Origin of the sequence: Kitasatospora sp. NBC_01266, from assembly GCF_036242395.1 — a bacterium.
Lineage (GTDB): Bacteria > Actinomycetota > Actinomycetes > Streptomycetales > Streptomycetaceae > Kitasatospora.
Window position 1 is genome coordinate 2,282,096 of the sequence record NZ_CP108458.1, and the last position, 16,225, is coordinate 2,298,320.

The following is a 16,225-nucleotide window of genomic DNA, read 5'->3' on the forward strand; positions in this document are numbered from 1 at the left end:
TCGCGGAGGGGGTGACCTGCGCCTTCAGGAGCCCTTCATCTAGGATCGGCCACTGTGCTCGCGCTGACCGGACTTCCCCTGCAGATCATCACCGGCCTGCTCGCCGTGATGGCCTTCGTCGCCACCATGTGGCTGTGGCCCAAGCTCGGTGGCAAGGGCGCCAAGCCCCTGCTCGGCCGACTCGGCGCGTTCTTCGGCACCCAGGTGCTGGTGCTGGTGGCGATGGCCCTGGTGGCCAACTCCTACTTCGGCTTCTACACCAGCTGGACCGACCTGCTCGGCACCGCCGGCGGTCCCGGCACGGTGGTGGACCACCAGCCCGGCGACTCGCTGAAGGTCACCGGCCAGGAGAAGTTCTACTCCAAGCAGGGCTCGGCCGAGGACCGCTCCGGGGTGATCCAGAAGGTCTCGGTGACCGGCGCCGCCTCCGGCCTGACCAATGACGGGTTCGTCTACCTGCCGCCGCAGTACTTCCAGCCGGCCTACGCGAACCAGAAGTTCCCGATGGCGCTGGTGCTCTCCGGCTACCCGGGCACGGCCGAGAAGCTGATCACGCTGATGCAGTACCCGGCCAGCACGCTCAAGGCGATCAACGCCAAGCAGCTGCCGCCGACCGTGCTGGTGATGATGCGCCCCTCACCGATCGCCAGCCGGGACACCGAGTGCATGGACGTCCCGCACGGCCCGCAGGTGGAGACCTTCTTCACCCAGGACCTGCCCAAGGCCCTGGCCGCCGGCTACCGGATCGCCCCGCAGGCCTCCGCGCACGCCGTGATGGGCGACTCCACCGGCGGCTACTGCGCACTGAAGTTCGCGCTGCGCAAGCCCGACGCGTACCACGCCGCGATCGCGCTCTCCGCCGACTACAGCGTCTCCAACGACCCGACCACCGGTGACCTGTTCGGCGGCAGCGCGCAGCTCAAGCAGGAGAACGACCTGCTGTGGCGGCTGCGCAACACCGCGCCGGAGCCCGTCTCGCTGCTGCTGGCCACCAGCCCCAACGAGGGCAACTACCAGGCCACCCAGGAGATGGTGAGCGCCTTCAAGGCGCCGACCAAGCTCTCCACCATCACCCTGAACAGCGGCGGCCACAACTTCCACACCTGGGGCCGGGAGATCCCGCCGGCCCTGGAGTGGCTGGGCAAGCAGCTGTCGGTGCCCGGCCTGACCGAGGCGCAGCCGACCGCCGCCTGACGGATCGTCGGGCGGCGGACAGCGGGCGGCCTTGCGGGCGGTCCCGGTCAGCTGGTGAGGTCGGTCGAGCAGTGCGTCCCGGCGGCCGGCATGGTGCCGTTCAGCAGGAAGCCGTTCACCGCGCTCTGCACGCAGCTGCTCTTGTCGTAGCCGGTGTGCCCGTCGCCGTCCCGGGTCAGCAGGGTGGCGTTGGCCAGGCTGCTCGCCAGGTGCTGGGCCCAGGCGTACGGGGTGGCATCGTCGCCGGTGGAGCCGACCACCAGGATCGGTGCGCTGCCGGCGGCCGTGATGGCGTGCGGCGGGGCGGCGTGGGCCGGGAAGGCGCTGCAGTCGTTGCCGACCCGCAGGTCGTCGATGGTGACCCGGCGGTTCAGGTAGGGGGCCTTGGACTGCAGCTGCTGCAGGGCCTGCTGGAGCTGGTCGTCGGTGGGGGTCGGCGCGCCGTCGTCGGCGCAGTTGATCGCCGTGTTGGCGTCGGCCTCGTTGCTGTAATGGCCGTTCTGGTCCCGGCCGTTGTAGTTGTCGGCCAGCGCCAGCATCAGGTCCGGCGAGTGCTGCTTCATCGCCCGGGTGAGGCCGATCCGCAGGTAGTCCCAGTCCTTGGCGGAGCCGTAGAGCATCCCCAGCGCTCCGGTCCAGGCTTCGGCGGAGGTGAGCGTGCGGCCGTCCTTGGCGGAGGTCAGCGGGTGGGCCTGCAGGCTGTCCAGGAAGTCGGCGGCCTTCTGGGCGGCGGCGCCGGCATCCGAGCCGAGCGGGCAGTCGCTCTGCTTGACGCAGTCGCTCGCGAAGCGTTCGAAGACGCCCTCGAAGCCGATCTGCTGCTGGACGTCGGCGGTGAGCGGATCCAGGCTCGGGTCCATCGCGCCGTCCAGCACCAGCCGTCCGGTGCGGCCGGGGAACTCGTCGGCGTAGACGGTGCCGAGGTAGGTGCCGTAGGAGAAGCCCAGGTAGTTGAGCTTCTGGTCGCCCATCACCCCGCGCAGCACGTCCAGGTCGCGGGCCGCGTTCACGGTCCCGACGAACGGCAGCAGCTTGCCGGAGTCGGCCGCGCAGCCGCTCTCGAAGTCCTTCATGGTGGTCGCGGTCGCGTGGTCCTGGGCGTTGAGCTTGTCGCGGTCCGCGTCGTCCAGGCAGTGCACCGCGGTGCTCCGGCCCACTCCGCGCGGGTCGAAGCCGATCAGGTCGTAGCGGTCGTTCAGGGCCTTGAACTCGTCGGCCGCCGTCTCGCCGAGGAACTCCACGCCCGAACCGCCGGGACCGCCCGGGTTGAAGAAGAGCGAGCCGAGCTTCTGGTCCTGGTGCACGGCGGGCTTGCGTATCAGTGCTATGTCGATGGTGTCCGCGCCCGGGTTGGCGTAGTCCAGCGGGACGTGCGCGGTGCCGCACTGGAAGGCGGACAGGTCGGCGTTCTGGTCCTGCGGGTCGGCCGGGCAGCTCGCCCAGCTGATCTGCTGCCCGTAGAAGGACTTGAGCGCCGGGTCGTCGGCGCCGCTCGCCGTGGGCGAGGGGGAGGGCGCGGGCGGGGTACTGGCGGCAGCCAAGGTCGGGGCGGTGGCCGAGGCCACCGGCGGCGTGGCCGGGCCCTTGGCCGCGGTGGACCCCCCGGAGCCGCCGCAGCCGGCGACCACGGTGACCCCCAGCACGGCGGGCAGGATACGGCGCGACGCGCGCGCCAGTGTGATCTTCACCGCATAGGGATACCACCTTCTCTTCATACGAACACCCACTGGGGGTCAGTCATCCGCCAGACCCTGCGGCAGCGCCTCGCGCAGCGCCTCCAGCTCCGGCCCCGGGCCGTGCAGTCGCAGGTACCGCAGCCCGTGGCGCAGATAGGCGCGCGGGTTGGTGGTCAGCTGCCCGGCCCAGTCGGGCTTGCGCTCCCCGCGCAGCCAGGCGTAGCAGGCCAGCCCGTAGCCGAACTGCTGCTCGGAGAGGTAGCCGAGCCGCTGCCAGGACTGCTGCCGGTGGGTCCTGGTGGTGGCGAAGGCCGAGTTCGCGCTGAAGACGCCGAGCCCGAAGTAGACCGTCAGCAGGTCGGTGAGCGGCTCGTGGTCCTCCCGCTCGGTGCTGATCCGGCCCTCGCCCAGCAGCCGGACATGGCCCAGCTCGTGCGCGATGGTGGCGACCAGGGCCATCGGGCGGGCCGCCATCCGCTGGTCGATGCCGATCACCGCCAGGCCCTCGCGCAGCCGGTAGTGACCGGCCGCGTAGCGCGAGCGGCTGGTCAGGCCGAGTTCGGCGACCATCGCGTCCTCGCCGGAGTCCGGCTCGATCTCGACGGTGATGGTCTCGGGATGGACCCCGGCGACCTTGCAGATCCGCTGCACCAGCCCGCGGATCTCGGCGGGCGTGCCCGCGTACGGCCCGGGGAAGTGCTCGGCGGTCGGCAGCACCGGATCCCGCAGCAGTGGAGCCGGGCCGAACTCATCGGCCAGCCAGGCCGTCGAGCGCTCGATCCAGTCCCGGGCCTCGGGCCCCACCGGGCACGCGGTGACGCGCGTCCACATTCCGTTCTCCCCCGTCCGTCGACCTGACGGTACGGTACAGCGCCGCGCCAACCGGCCCGCCGTCAGCCGCCGATGGCCGACATCGGCCGCGCCGGGCGGACGAAGTCGGCGGAGTCGATGGCGTGCCCCGGGCCCTTGCGGGCGATCGTGCGGCGCCAGGCCCGCTCGATCTCGGCGTCCTCGGCCCCGCCGCGCAGCAGCGCGCGCAGGTCGGACTCCTCGGTCGCGAACAGGCAGTTGCGCAGCTGGCCGTCGGCGGTCAGCCGGACCCGGTCGCAGGTGCCGCAGAACGGCCGGGTCACCGAGGCGATCACGCCGAGCACGGTGTCCGTCCCGGCGATCCGGAACTCCTCGGCCGGCGGGGTGCCGCGCCCGGCGCCGAGCGGCCCGCGCGGCACCGGGATCAGCCGGTGCCGGGTGCCGAGCACGGCCAGCAGCTCATCGGCGGTGATCATCGACGAGCGGTCCCAGGCCCCTTGGGCGTCCAGCGGCATCGACTCGATGAACCGCAGCCGGTAGCCGTGTTCGGCGGCGAACTCGACCAGGTCGAGGAGCTCGTCGTCGTTGACCCCGCGCACCGGCACCGTGTTGATCTTGACCGGGGCCAGGCCGGCCGCCCGCGCGGCGGCGAGGCCCGCGAGGACGTCGGCGATCCGGTCCCGCCGGGTGATCTCCTGGTAGCGGTCGCGGCGCAGCGTGTCCAGGCTGACGTTGACCCGGCGCAGCCCCGCCGCCGCCAGCGCACCGGCCATCCGGGCCAGCCCGATCCCGTTGGTGGTCAGCGACAGCTCCACCCCCAGCCCGGTCAACTCCCCCACCAGTGCGGGCAGTCCGCGCCGCAGCAGCGGCTCGCCGCCGGTCAGCCGGACCGAGGCGATCCCCAGCCGGCGCACCGCGATCCGCACCAGGCGGACGACCTCCGCGTCGGTGAGCAGCTCGGCCCTGGGCAGCCAGTCGAGCCCCTCGGCCGGCATGCAGTAGGTGCAGCGCAGGTTGCAGCGGTCGGTCAGGGAGACCCGCAGATCGGTGTGGACCCGGCCGAGGCGGTCGACCAGCGGGGCAGGAGCGGTGTGCATGAACGCCAGTAGAGAACGCGGGACGGCAAACATCCAGCGGCGCATCAACCGGTCTCCGTCCAAGGTCGGCACCGCACCCTTGTGTGATCACACAGCGCGCGGAGCACCCGCCGACCGCCATGCTGGTGGCATGGCTGAGCTGTCCCCACCCGTCGCCGCGCTGGTCCTGGCCGCCGGGGGTGGCAGCCGGCTGGGCGGCCGGCCGAAAGCGCTGCTGCCCTTCCGCGGGCGGCCGCTGGTCGAGCACGCGGTGCGGGTGGTGCGCGAGGGCGGCTGCGACCCGGTGCTCGTGGTGCTCGGCGCGGCCCGCGACCAGGTGCTCGGCACCGCCGAGCTGGCCGACTGCACGGTGCTGGCCAACCCCGACTGGGCCGAGGGCATGGGCGGCTCGCTGCGCACCGGCCTGGCCGCGCTGCCGCCCGGCTGCTCCGGCGTCCTGGTCTCGCTGGTCGACACCCCGGGCGTCACACCGGCGGCCGTCGCCCGGCTGCTGGCCGCCCACCGGGCCGGCGCCACCTTGGCCGCCGCCGGCTACCAGGGCCGCCGCGGCCACCCCGTGCTGATCGGCGCCGACCACTTCGCCGAGGCCGCCGAGTCCGCCCGCGGCGACGCCGGCGCCCGCGCCCTGCTGACGAACCGTCAGGCCGAGCTGCGGCTGGTCGAGTGCGGCGACATCGCGGTGCCCGACGACCTGGACACCCCGGCCGACCTGGCCCGCTGGTCGGCGGGTTGACGCCGTGCCCGGGTCCGCACGCTGACTGATTCACCCTGAAAAATCCCTGATCATTCCGGCGTTCAGCACCGCCGAGCGGCCCGATCGGGGACCATGGAGGGCGACCCGCCCCTCTCACCCGAACGGACGGTGCGCGCCTTGTCCGGACATCCGCTGCCCGACGACTTCACCGGCAACGACTCGTGGGACGGCGATGCACCGCGCCCGGGCGAGGAACTCCCCGAGGCCGTGACCGCACCGGCCGGCGCGCGGGCGATCCGCTGTCCGGCCTGCCGGCGCGAGCACGTGTACGAGCCGCCGGCCCTGCCCTGCCCGTGCGGGGCCGCGCTCAAGGTGCCGCTGCTGCGCGGCGGCGTGCCGGTGCAGGTGCGGTTCCGCTCCTGGGAGGACTCCTGGCTGAGCCTGCGCTGCCCGAGCTGCGGGCGCAACGACCAGTGGCCGCAGCCGGAGTTCACCTGCAACTGCGGTGCCACTGTGCGCCTGCCGGTCGACCGCGCGCCGCGTGCGGGAGCCGCCGGGCCGCAGGGTTCGCGCCCGCTCGGCGTGCGCCCCGGGGCGGGCGGCGCACCGCACGGCGAGGGTTCGCTGTACGCGGAGCGGCAGGGCCAGTCCGGCCAGCCGGGCCAGCCCGGCCGGCTGGGCGGTCCGCAGCGCACCGGAGTGCCGGGGGTGCCGTCCGTCCCGCCGGCCACCCCTCCCGACGTCCCGCAGGGCGGCCGGTGGCAGAACCGGCCGCCGTTCCGCCCACAGCCGGTCCGCACCGGACAGGACGCCGTGCTGGCCGCCGCCCGCTACCTGGAGTGGCTCGGCTTCAGCGAGCTGGAACTGACCGAGGGCCAGGAGCGGGAGGCGGTCACGCTGCTCGGCGAGCGCCTGGTGGCCCAGGTGGACACCTGGCCGGAGCAGGCGGACATGCGCTCGGTCGAGTGCCTGTGGCTGCAGACCCTGCACGCCGAGGAGATGGCCGCCGCGATGTTCACCACCGCCGGGTACTCGCACCAGGCGACGGTGCGCGGCGAGCAGTTGCTGGTCGCACTCTTCACGCTGGACGAGGGCGGCGTGCCGCAGCCGGTGAACGGCGCGGCCGAGGCGCTGCTGGAGACCGGCTGGACCTCCTGACCCTCCGTCACCACCAGCCCCAGCAGGCGGCCCCGGACTGATCAAAACGGAAATAGAACCGAAATACGTCGCGCTCGTGATCTGGTGCACAAGCTCACCCGAGTGTTGAATTGCGGTGCTCCACGGCCTGGTCGGTGGTTTTCGGTCGTCGATATGTCGCCATATCGCCGTCGGAGCACCCGCATGGCCGTGAGGCACCGCACACAAGGAGGTGGCGTTGTCGGAGCACGGAACGGCCCCGCTGGGCGGGGGGACGCGCGGCCGGCCGGCGGATGCCGACCGACACCAGGACGGCAGACCAGGGGGCGCCGGGGCCAAGCCGCCCGGGGGGCCGCCGGGGGTGCCACCGCACGGCGGGGGGCTGCATCCGGGAGCCGACGGCCCGCTCGACGAGATCACCAGCGGCACCGTGTGGCGGCTGCGCTCGCGGGCCTGCTGGCAGGAGGCCGCCGAACTGCTCGGCCGCAGCGCCGAACGGGACGCCCGAACCGCCCTGGTGCGGGCCGAGTTACTGATCGAGCAGTGCCTGTTCACCGCCGACCACTGGGACCAGGCGGAGTCCGCGCTGCGGCTCGCCGAGGCCGGGGTGACCAGCACCGAGCAGCGCGCGGCGGCGGCCTGCGCGCGCGGCTTCCTGGCCTACCTGGGCAGCGTGCTCGGGCCGCGCGACCGGCTGGACGAGGCGCAGGCCGCACTCGGCCGGACCTCCGCGCTGCTGCCGCCGAGCGCGCCGGGGCGGCCGCTGCTGGACTTCCGGCGCGGGCTGGTCGCGGAGAACCTGCTGCGTGACCAGACCGCCGCCTGGATCGCCTACCGCCGGGCCCACGACGGGGCGTTGGCGCACGGCGACACCCTGCTCGCGTCCGCCACCTGGCGGCACCTGGCCGCCCTCGCGCTGGCCGGCGGCGACCGGGTGCGGGCCCGCGAGGGCTTCGCCGCCTCACTGCGGCTGCGCGAGGAGCTGGGCTTCATGGTGGGTGTGGCGCCGGCCCTGGCGGCCCTGGCCGAGGTCTCGGAGCCGGCTGAGGCACGGCGGCTGCGGGCCGAGGCCGGACGGCTGGTGCAGGCGCTGGGGGGTGTGCCGGTCTGGCTGGTGGGCCGACTGGGTGAGGACGGCGACACCGGCAGCCCCGGCGGTCCCCCGGGCGCCCCGCGCGGCGCGCCGCCGAGCGCCCGCCCCGGCGTGCCCCGCACCCGTGGCGCGGCGGGGGCGGCCTGACCGGCCCGCAGGTGGGCGGGACCCCCCGGACGGACGCGGCTGGGGGAGCGCCGACGGCCCGTCAGCTAAGGTGAGGCTAACCTGAGGACGGTGGGGTGTTGTGCACCCCACCGTCCTTCCGCCATGACCCGATGGGGCCTCGCCGTGACCGAGTGCGCCACCCCGTACCCGCCCCCGGCTCCCCCGTTCACCGGCGCCTACACCGCGTTCGCCCAGGTCTTCCCCGACCTGCGGATCCAGCACCGCGCCGCCGCCGGACTGCTCGGCCAGGAGACCCGCGCGCTGGCCGCGCTGGCCGCGCTGCTGCCCGAGGACGCGGACAACGCACCGTTCGGCGGAGCCGCCGCGTTCCGGCTCGCCCGGCCGAGCCGCCCCGCCGGCCCGCCGACTCCGCTGCGCACCCGGGTGAGCTGCTGCCTCTACTACACGGTGCGCCCCGGGGAACCGTGCGCCGGCTGCCCGCGCGCCTGCCACTGAGCGGCCCGTCCCGCCGTCGGCCCGTCCCACCGTCGGACCACCCACCGGCGGTGCCGGTCATACCATCATCCTGACGAAACGTCAGTCTCCGCTCTCTCCAGTGTATTTACCCCCAAAGCGCCCACGCGGCGGAGCACCATCGGCCATGATGAACCTCCTTCGGGTGGCCCCCGCGCCATCCCGCACGCCGAGAGAGCGAGGCTGGTCCAGCACCATGAAACTGTCGGACATACCACTGGGCTGGGCCATGGCCGCCGTCGCCGTCCTGCTGCCGGGCGCCCTGCTGCTGGCCTTCCTGCGCAGCAGGGGTGCGACCGCCGCGCACGGCACGGACTCCTGGGAGCGCACCGAGGAGCGGCGGCGCCGCAAGGAGTCGCTCTACGGCGGCGCCTCCTACACCCTGCTCTTCTGCTGCGCGGCCGTCGCCGCCGCGCTCTCCTTCCACGGCCTGGTCGGCTTCGGCACCCAGAACCTGGGCCTGTCCGGCGGCTGGGAGTACCTGGTCCCGTTCGGCCTGGACGGCGCCGCGATGTTCTGCTCCGTGCTCGCCGTCCGCGAGGCCAGCCACGGCGACGCCGCGCTCGGCTCGCGCCTGCTGGTCTGGCTCTTCGCCGGCGCCTCGGCCTGGTTCAACTGGGTGCACGCGCCGCGCGGCGGCGGCCACGACGGCGCCCCGCAGTTCTTCGCCGGGATGTCGCTGTCGGCCGCGGTGCTCTTCGACCGGGCGCTGAAGCAGACCCGCCGGGCGGCGCTGCGCGAGCAGGGACTGGTGCCCAGGCCGCTGCCGCAGATCCGGATCGTGCGCTGGCTGCGCGCGCCGCTGGAGACCTACGCGGCCTGGTCGCTGATGCTGCTCGAAGGCGTCCGCAGCCTGGACGAGGCGGTCGAGGAGGTCCGCGACACCAAGCGGGAGGCCGTGGTCAACCGGGAGCGCCAGCGGCTCGCCAGCCGCCGCGAGCGGGCCGAGATCCGCGCGATCAACCGGGCCCACAGCGGCTGGGGCCGGTCCCGCGCCGGCGCCGCCGCCCGCCAGCTGGAGCCCGCCGGCGGCGGCACGGAGCCCGCGATAGCACCGGCTCCCGCCGCCGAGAGCAGCACCGCGCCCGGCCTGCCGACCCGCCCGGGGCGGCGGACCATCGACCTCAGCACCGACGAGGACACCATGACGCTGCCCCGGCTCGACTCGCTGGAGCAGAAACTCAAGGACCTGGAGCGGCAGTTCGGCTAGGACCGACCGGTCACGGAGGCAGGCGGCGGGCTCAGGCCGCCTGCCCCGCCGCCGCGAGCGCCGACAGCTCGAACCACATCCGCTTGCCTGACCCGCGCGGCTCCACGCCCCAGGCGTCCGCGAGCGCCTCGACCAGCATCAGGCCGCGCCCGGAGGATGCCTGCTCCCCCGGGGTGCGCCGCTTGGGCCACAGGTCGGACTCGTCCTCGACCTCGATCCGCAGCCGCGGCTCACGGGCGTCCTCGCGGTAGAGGCGGGCGGTGAACATCGCGTCCCGGTCGGTGTGCCGGATCGCGTTGGTGACCAGCTCCGAGGCGAGCAGTTCGGCGGTGTCGATCAGCTCGGACACGCCCCAGCGGCGCAGCGCGTCCCGCAGTTCGCCGCGCAGCTCGGAGACCCGGGCCAGGTCGGCCTGCCCGATCCGGCGGCGCAGCTGCTGGGCCGCCAACCCGCCTTCGGGGCCGTCCCAGCGGAGCAGCAGCAGCGCGATGTCGTCCTCGCGCTCGGCGGAGTCGGCGGCCCGGGCGGCGATCCGGTCGGCGAGTTCCTCGATCGGGTCGGCCGTGCCGCCGTCGGCCGTGACCGGCAGTTCGCCGGCCACCGCCTCGCAGAGCCGGGCCATCCCGGTGTCCAGGTCCATCGCGCGTGACTCGACCAGGCCGTCCGTGCAGAGCACCACGGTCTCGCCCGGGTCCAGGCTGAACCGGGTGACCTGGTACTCCTGGTCGGCGCCGATGCCCAGCGGCAGCCCGCCGACCACGCTCTGCACGGTGCTGGTGCCGTCCGCCCGGCGCACCACCGGGTCCAGGTGCCCGGCCCGGACCGCGTAGACCACGCCGTAGTCGACGTTGACCTCGGCGTAGGTGCAGGTGGCGAAGTGGTCGGTGTCCAGGTCGGCCAGGAAGCGCGAGGCCCGGGCCATCACGGCGGCCGGCGGGTGCCCCTCGGCGGCGTAGGCGCGCAGCGCGATCCGCAGCTGCCCCATGATCCCGGCCGCGTGCACGTCGTGGCCCTGCACGTCGCCGATCACCAGGCCGACGTGCCCGCCGGGCAGCGGCACCACGTCGTACCAGTCGCCGCCGATCTGTAGCCCGGAGCCGGCCGGCAGGTAGCGCACCGCGGTGGTCACCCCCGGCACGGCCGGCACGGTGCGCGGCAGCATCACCCGCTGCAGGCCGGCCGCCAGCTCGTGCTCGGCGTCGTGCAGCCGGGCCCGGGCCAGCGACTGGGCGACCAGGCCGCCCAGGGTGGAGAGCAGGGTGCGCTCGTCGGCGTCCAGCTCGCGCGAGTCGTCGAAGCTCACCAGGCACAGGCCGATCACCCGGCCGCTGACCACCAGCGGCAGGTAGGCCCAGGCGCTGCGCCCGGTGCCGATCACCCGCGGCCAGGCCTGCGGGAACCGCTCGCGGTACTCGTCCTGGCTGGCCAGGAAGAGCGGCAGCCGGTTGCGGATCGCCTCGGCGGCGGGCTGGAACGGCTCCAGCGGCATCCGGTCGTAGGCGACCATGTCCTCCTGGCGGTAGCCGCTGGCGCCCAGGATCTGCAGCCGGCCGGCCTCCATCGAGGCCAGCACCAGGCCGTCCGGCGGCAGGCCGGGCAGCGGCAGCTCGGTGAAGACCCGGGCCACGTCCCGCACCGTGACAGCCTCGGAGAGCGCCCGGGCGGCCTCCTTGATGAAGCGCGAGCGCTCCTCGCGCAGGGCCGCCTGCCGCCCCGCGTCCTCCCGCTTGTGCAGCTCGGCGGTGGCGTCCCAGACGAAGCCGACCATCCGCGAGGGCCGACCGAAGGCGTCGGCCAGCACCCGGCCGCGGAACCGGACGGCGTGCAGCTCGCCACCGGGGAAGACGGTGCGGTAGTAGGCGCCGCACTGGCCCAGCTCGGCCACCGCGCGCTCGACCCGGCGGCGCACCACCGGCGCGTCCTCGGGGTGCAGCAGCGCGAGGAAGTCCTCGGACCTGACCTCGGTGGTGCGACCGCGCACGCCCATGAAGCCGCAGGCGCGCTGGTCGGCCTCGATCAGGTCGCGGCGGATGTCCCAGTCGAAGGAGCCGATGCCGTTGGCGGCCATCGCCGGCTCCAGCCACTCCGGGGTGGAGTCACCGGTGCGTTCCGGCAGGCTCTGCACGGAGGGCAGCGCCACGGGTGCGGCGACCCGGCCGCCCGCCTGGCTGCTGCCGCGGGTGCCGGCACGCCGACCGCCCTGGGCCTGCGGGCCGAGTGGAAGGCGTGCACGTCCCTGCGGCTCGGGCTCAGTCGCCATGGTTCTCCTGCCCCTGCCGGGTCCGTCGGTGGGTGTGCTGCCGGCTGGCGCCACGAGGGTGGGGCGCCTGGTCCGGACACACATTCTCACTATCCTGTCGAATGTTCGACCACCCGGCAATAATGCCCGGTCGGCCTGCGCGTAACGTGCCCGGAACGTTCGCGGCGGCTCCCCGGATCACGCGTCACGACCGCCGCGCCGCCAGTTCGAACCAGGTGGTCTTGCCCTCGGCCCGCAGCCGCACGCCCCAGGCGTCCGCCAGCGCCTCGACCAGCACCAGGCCCCGCCCGTCGGTCTCCGTCTCGGTCGCCCGGCGCGGTCGGGGCAGCCGGCCGTCCCCGTCCCGCACCTCGACCCGCAGCCGCAGGTCGGCGCCGAGCACCGCGTCCAGCACCGCGCCGGCCGAGGTGTGCTGCAGCGCGTTGGCGACCAGCTCGGTGGCGAGCAGCTCGGCGGTGTCGGCCAGCGCGGGCACGTCCCAGTCGGCCAGCGCCCCGCGCAGGGCGGCGCGCAGCGGGGCGATCGCCGCCAGGTCGGCGGGGGCGAAGGCGGCGTGCAACCGGCGGTCCGGCCCGTGCTGCTCGGCGGCGGCCCGTCCGGCGTCTTCGGCGTCGAGGTCCGTCGTGTCGAGGTCCGCCGTGTCGAGGTCCGCCGTGTCGAGGTCCGTCGTGTCGAGTGCTGCGGTGTCGAGTGCTGCGGTGTCGAGGTCCACGTTCGGGTCCGTGCTCCGATTCGCGTTCGGGTCCGCGTCCAGGTTCGCAGTCGCGTTCGGGCGCGCGTCCGTCCCGGCCCCGAAGCGCTGTTGACGTTCCATCAGCTCCGCCCCCCTGCTGTGCTCCGATCTATCGTGAGTCCGGCTCGCCCTTGGTCGCAACGGTGCGCGAAACGTCAACTGAGGTGCACGGGGGGCTCACGGCGCGCAGTCTGCTGACAGCTTGTCAATACCCGCCGTCCGGCGGCGCTGCGGCGACCGTTCGATCAGTACGACCCGATCACTTCGGTCAGGACGCGGGGCAGACCCCGAAGTCGACCGCTCCGCTGTCCAGCGCGTAGTACCCGCCGCACACCGCCAGCCGTCCGGCGGCCACCGCGGGAGCGAGCAGTTCGTCGCCGCGCAGCCGGGCCACGGTCTGCCGGGTCTGTTCCCGCACCACCGCTTCCACCAGTTCCGGGCCGGCCGGCGCCGCCGCACCGGGACCGCCCGCCGCCAGCACCGACTGATACGGCGCCCGCAGGCAGCGCGCCACCTGGGCGAGCCGCCCCGGCAGCGGCGCGCCGTCGTGCAGCGAGCGGACGGCGGCGGTGACCGCGCCGCAGCGCTGGTGCCCGAGCACCAGCAGCAGCGGGGTGGCCAGCTCGGCCGGGCCGTACTCCAGGCTGCCGGCGACCAGCGGGTCGAAGGTGTGCGCGGCGGTGCGGACCACCAGCAGGTCGCCGAGCCCCTGGTCGAAGACCAGCTCCGGCGGGACCCGGGAGTCGATGCAGGCGAAGACCACCGCGAACGGCGCCTGGCCGCCTGCCAGCTCCCGCCGCCGGTCCGGCGAGGCGTCCGGCCGACTGGCCTGTCCGCGCACCCAGCGATCGTTGCCCGCCCGCAGCCGGGCCAGCGCCTGGGCCGCACCGCCGTCGGGCAGCCCGGTCCCCACCGCTCGCGCGCTGCCCGCCACCCGCGCCCCGGCCCGCGCCGCCGCCCCGGCGGGCAGCACGCCGAGCGCGCCCGCCGCCAGCATCGTCCGTCGCCGCACCCGTGCCACCTCCAGCCGATCCGCCCCGGCCCGCTCCTGCCCCCGCACCCTCGGCACCCTCGGCACCTTCCGCAGCGCCCTCCACCGCTCAACGAGTGACACCCCCGCCGGTCACCCGAATCGCAGAACACCGCAACCCGGGCAAGGCTGGACACGGCGATCCGATCCAGGTTCAATGGCCAGCAGATATTTGAACGCCGTTCTAACTCACGAACGCATCCCTCTCCTTCCCCCGGTTATCGCGAGCGAGGCATCGTGCGACTCACCCCCACCGAACGGGACCGGCTGCTGATCTTCACGGCCGCCGAACTGGCCCGCGCCCGCCGCGCCCGAGGCTGCCGGCTGAACGTGCCCGAGGCCACCGCACTGATCGCCGACACCGTCTGCGAGGCGGCCCGCGACGGCCTGCGGCTGGCCGAGGCGATCGAGGCCGGACGAACCGTGCTGAGCGCCGACGACGTACTGCCCGGCGTGCCCGACGTGGTGACCGTGATCCAGGTCGAGGCCGTCTTCGACGACGGCACCCGGCTGGCCGTGGTCAACGACCCCTTCCAGGGCGCCGGTTCACTCGGCGAGGACGGCCCCGGCGCCGCCCTGCCCGGCCCCGGCACGGGCTACGACCCGATCGAGGAGACCGTGGTGCTCTCCGTCCACAACACCTCGGCGGTGCCCATCTCGGTCACCTCGCACTTCCACTTCTTCGAGGTCAACCCCCGCCTGGCCTTCGACCGCGCCGCCGCCTACGGCACCCGCCTCGCCGTCCCGGCCGGCTCCTCGGTCCGCTTCGACCCCGGCGCGGTGGTCGAGGTCGGCCTGGCCCCGATCGCCGGCGACCGGATCGCCATCGGCTTCGCCGGCCTGGTCGACGGCCCCCTCGACGCCCCCGGCGCCCGCGAGGCGGCGCTGGCGAAGGCCCGCGCCACCGGTTACCTGATCAACTTCGACAACACGGAGGTGGACTCGTGACCGCGATCTCCCCGCACGACTACATCTCGGTGCACGGACCCCGGGCGGGCGACCGGATCCGGCTCGGCGACTCCGGGCTGATCGTCCGGGTCGAGTCCGACTCCCAGGCCCCCGGCGACGAGTTCCTGGCCGGCTTCGGCAAGACCGCCCGCGACGGCCTGCACCTCAAGGCCGCCACCGTCCGTGAGACCTGCGACATCGTCATCAGCAACGTGCTGGTGATCGACGCCGTCCAGGGCATCATCAAGACCTCCATCGGCCTGACCGCCGGCCGGATCACCGCCATCGGCCGCGCCGGCAACCCCGACACCATGGACGGCGTGGAGGTGGTGGTCGGCACCGGCACCACCATCGTCTCCGGCGAAGGCCTCATCGCCACCGCCGGCGCCATCGACACCCACGTCCACCTGCTCTCGCCCCGCATCATGGAGGCCTCGCTCGCCTCCGGCGTCACCACCATCATCGGCCAGGAGTTCGGCCCCGTCTGGGGCGTCGGCGTCAACTCCCCCTGGGCGCTGCGGCACGCCTTCAACGCCTTCGACGCCTGGCCGGTCAACATCGGCTTCCTCGCCCGGGGTTCGTCCTCCGACCCCGGCCCGCTGGTCGAGGCCCTGGCCGAGGGCGGCGCCAGCGGCTTCAAGGTCCACGAGGACATGGGCGCCCACACCCGCGCCCTGGACACCGCACTGCGCGTCGCCGAGGACCACGACGTCCAAGTCGCCCTGCACACCGACGGCCTCAACGAATGCCTATCCGTCGAGGACACCCTCGCCGTCCTCGAAGGCCGCACCATCCACGCCTTCCACATCGAGGGCTGCGGCGGCGGACACGTCCCCAACGTCCTCAAGATGGCCGGCGTCGCCAACGTCATCGGCTCCTCCACCAACCCCACCCTGCCGTTCGGCCGCGACGCCCTCACCGAGGCCGCCGGCATGATCATCTCCGCCCACGACCTCAAACCCGACCTGCCCGGCGACGCGGCGATGGCCCGCGACCGGATCCGGGCCGGCACCATGGGCGCCGAAGGCGTCCTGCACGACCTCGGCCTGATCGGCATCACCTCCTCCGACGCCCAGGGCATGGGCCGGGCCGGCGAAACCGTGCGCCGCACCTTCGCCATGGCCGGCAAGATGAAAGCCGAACGCGGCCCACTGGACGGCTCGTTCGGCACCCGGGAGAGCGGCGACGACAACGAGCGGGTACTGCGCTACATCGCCAAACTCACCATCAACCCCGCCATCGCCCACGGACTGGCCCACGAGGTCGGCTCCATCGAGACCGGCAAACTCGCGGACATCGTGCTGTGGCGCCCCGACCACTTCGGCGCCAAGCCGCAGCTCGTCCTCAAGGCCGGCTTCCCCGCCTACGGCGTGGTCGGCGACCCCAACGCCTCCACCGACCGCTGCGAACCCCTGGTCCTCGGCCCCCAGTTCGGCGCCCACGGCGCCACCGCCGCCGACCTCTCGGTCGCCTTCGTCGCCCAGGCCGCCATCCACAACGGCGACCAACTCCCCACCCGCAGGCGGCGGGTCGGCGTCCGGGGCACCCGCGGCATCGGCCCCGGCGACATGGTCCGCAACGCCCGCACCGGCCAGGTCGGCGTGGATGCCGGCACCGGACTCGTCTCGCTGGACGGCGAACCCCTGCGCTCCGAGCCCTCCGAGAGCGTCTCGCTCAGCCGCCTCTACTTCCTGTAACCCC

General features: G+C 74.1%; 14 protein-coding genes. 8 read left to right on the forward strand and 6 right to left on the reverse strand.

From position 1 onward, the window contains the following. Positions 1 to 54: 54 nt before the first annotated feature. Positions 55 to 1,194 (forward strand): alpha/beta hydrolase, encoded by a 1,140-nt coding sequence (locus OG403_RS09430; RefSeq protein WP_329563103.1) that lies wholly within the window; start codon positions 55 to 57, stop codon positions 1,192 to 1,194. A gap of 47 nt (positions 1,195 to 1,241) precedes the next feature. On the opposite strand, the gene OG403_RS09435 is transcribed toward OG403_RS09430, so the two are convergent. The 3 genes from OG403_RS09435 to moaA form a co-directional block, all read right to left on the reverse strand. Beyond that, positions 1,242 to 2,882 carry an alpha/beta hydrolase gene (locus OG403_RS09435; protein WP_329563105.1) on the reverse strand — a complete coding sequence of 547 codons (1,641 nt, stop codon included), beginning with the start codon at positions 2,880 to 2,882 and terminating at the stop codon, positions 1,242 to 1,244. A 45-nt stretch (positions 2,883 to 2,927) separates the two neighbouring features. Then, positions 2,928 to 3,701, reverse strand: coding sequence for a hypothetical protein (locus OG403_RS09440; protein ID WP_329563107.1), 774 nt, complete (start codon positions 3,699 to 3,701; stop codon positions 2,928 to 2,930). Positions 3,702 to 3,763: 62 nt separating this feature from the next. After that, entirely contained in the window at positions 3,764 to 4,777 is a 1,014-nt protein-coding gene (gene moaA / locus OG403_RS09445) for a GTP 3',8-cyclase MoaA (protein WP_329563109.1), read from the reverse strand. 130 nt (positions 4,778 to 4,907) lie between these two features. Between moaA and OG403_RS09450 the strand changes: the two genes are divergently transcribed. The 5 genes from OG403_RS09450 (at position 4,908) to OG403_RS09470 (ending at position 9,553) form a co-directional block, all read left to right on the forward strand. Then, positions 4,908 to 5,510 carry a nucleotidyltransferase family protein gene (locus tag OG403_RS09450; protein ID WP_329563110.1) on the forward strand — a complete coding sequence of 201 codons (603 nt, stop codon included), beginning with the start codon at positions 4,908 to 4,910 and terminating at the stop codon, positions 5,508 to 5,510. A 138-nt stretch (positions 5,511 to 5,648) separates the two neighbouring features. Beyond that, a complete protein-coding gene (locus OG403_RS09455) occupies positions 5,649 to 6,629 on the forward strand; it encodes a hypothetical protein (RefSeq protein WP_329563112.1) in 981 nt (326 codons plus the stop codon). A gap of 361 nt (positions 6,630 to 6,990) precedes the next feature. Then, positions 6,991 to 7,848, forward strand: a complete 858-nt coding sequence (locus OG403_RS09460) for a hypothetical protein (protein WP_329572201.1) — start codon at positions 6,991 to 6,993, stop codon at positions 7,846 to 7,848. 123 nt (positions 7,849 to 7,971) lie between these two features. Next, the gene (locus OG403_RS09465; RefSeq protein WP_329563114.1) at positions 7,972 to 8,325 is read left to right on the forward strand and encodes a (2Fe-2S)-binding protein; all 354 of its coding nucleotides are present in this window, start codon (positions 7,972 to 7,974) and stop codon (positions 8,323 to 8,325) included. Between the two features lie 214 nt (positions 8,326 to 8,539). Next, positions 8,540 to 9,553 (forward strand): DUF2637 domain-containing protein, encoded by a 1,014-nt coding sequence (locus OG403_RS09470; protein WP_329563116.1) that lies wholly within the window; start codon positions 8,540 to 8,542, stop codon positions 9,551 to 9,553. A 31-nt stretch (positions 9,554 to 9,584) separates the two neighbouring features. On the opposite strand, the gene OG403_RS09475 is transcribed toward OG403_RS09470, so the two are convergent. The 3 genes from OG403_RS09475 to OG403_RS09485 all read right to left on the reverse strand — a co-directional run bounded on the left by OG403_RS09475 (position 9,585) and on the right by OG403_RS09485 (position 13,615). Then, positions 9,585 to 11,813: an ATP-binding SpoIIE family protein phosphatase gene (locus OG403_RS09475; RefSeq protein WP_329563118.1), complete on the reverse strand. Its 2,229-nt coding sequence runs from the start codon at positions 11,811 to 11,813 to the stop codon at positions 9,585 to 9,587. Between the two features lie 184 nt (positions 11,814 to 11,997). Then, positions 11,998 to 12,627, reverse strand: coding sequence for an ATP-binding protein (locus tag OG403_RS09480; protein ID WP_329563120.1), 630 nt, complete (start codon positions 12,625 to 12,627; stop codon positions 11,998 to 12,000). 187 nt (positions 12,628 to 12,814) lie between these two features. Continuing rightward, positions 12,815 to 13,615, reverse strand: a complete 801-nt coding sequence (locus OG403_RS09485) for a carbonic anhydrase (RefSeq protein WP_329563122.1) — start codon at positions 13,613 to 13,615, stop codon at positions 12,815 to 12,817. A 198-nt stretch (positions 13,616 to 13,813) separates the two neighbouring features. On the opposite strand from OG403_RS09485, the gene ureA reads away from it, so the two are divergent. Then, positions 13,814 to 14,524 (forward strand): urease subunit gamma, encoded by a 711-nt coding sequence (gene ureA / locus OG403_RS09490; protein ID WP_329563124.1) that lies wholly within the window; start codon positions 13,814 to 13,816, stop codon positions 14,522 to 14,524. Then, entirely contained in the window at positions 14,521 to 16,221 is a 1,701-nt protein-coding gene (locus tag OG403_RS09495; protein ID WP_442910888.1) for an urease subunit alpha, read from the forward strand. The genes ureA and OG403_RS09495 overlap by 4 nt, the downstream gene beginning before the upstream one ends. The last annotated feature ends 4 nt before the right edge of the window (positions 16,222 to 16,225 follow it).

Coding starts and splice junctions, on each gene's coding strand:
- OG403_RS09470 (WP_329563116.1), top strand. CDS start 8,540: ATGAAACTGTCGGACATACCACTGGGCTGGGCCATGGCCGCCGTCGCC.
- OG403_RS09440 (WP_329563107.1), bottom strand. CDS start 3,701: ATGTGGACGCGCGTCACCGCGTGCCCGGTGGGGCCCGAGGCCCGGGAC.
- OG403_RS09475 (WP_329563118.1), bottom strand. CDS start 11,813: ATGGCGACTGAGCCCGAGCCGCAGGGACGTGCACGCCTTCCACTCGGC.
- OG403_RS09450 (WP_329563110.1), top strand. CDS start 4,908: ATGGCTGAGCTGTCCCCACCCGTCGCCGCGCTGGTCCTGGCCGCCGGG.
- moaA (WP_329563109.1), bottom strand. CDS start 4,777: ATGCACACCGCTCCTGCCCCGCTGGTCGACCGCCTCGGCCGGGTCCAC.
- OG403_RS09480 (WP_329563120.1), bottom strand. CDS start 12,627: ATGGAACGTCAACAGCGCTTCGGGGCCGGGACGGACGCGCGCCCGAAC.
- OG403_RS09465 (WP_329563114.1), top strand. CDS start 7,972: ATGACCCGATGGGGCCTCGCCGTGACCGAGTGCGCCACCCCGTACCCG.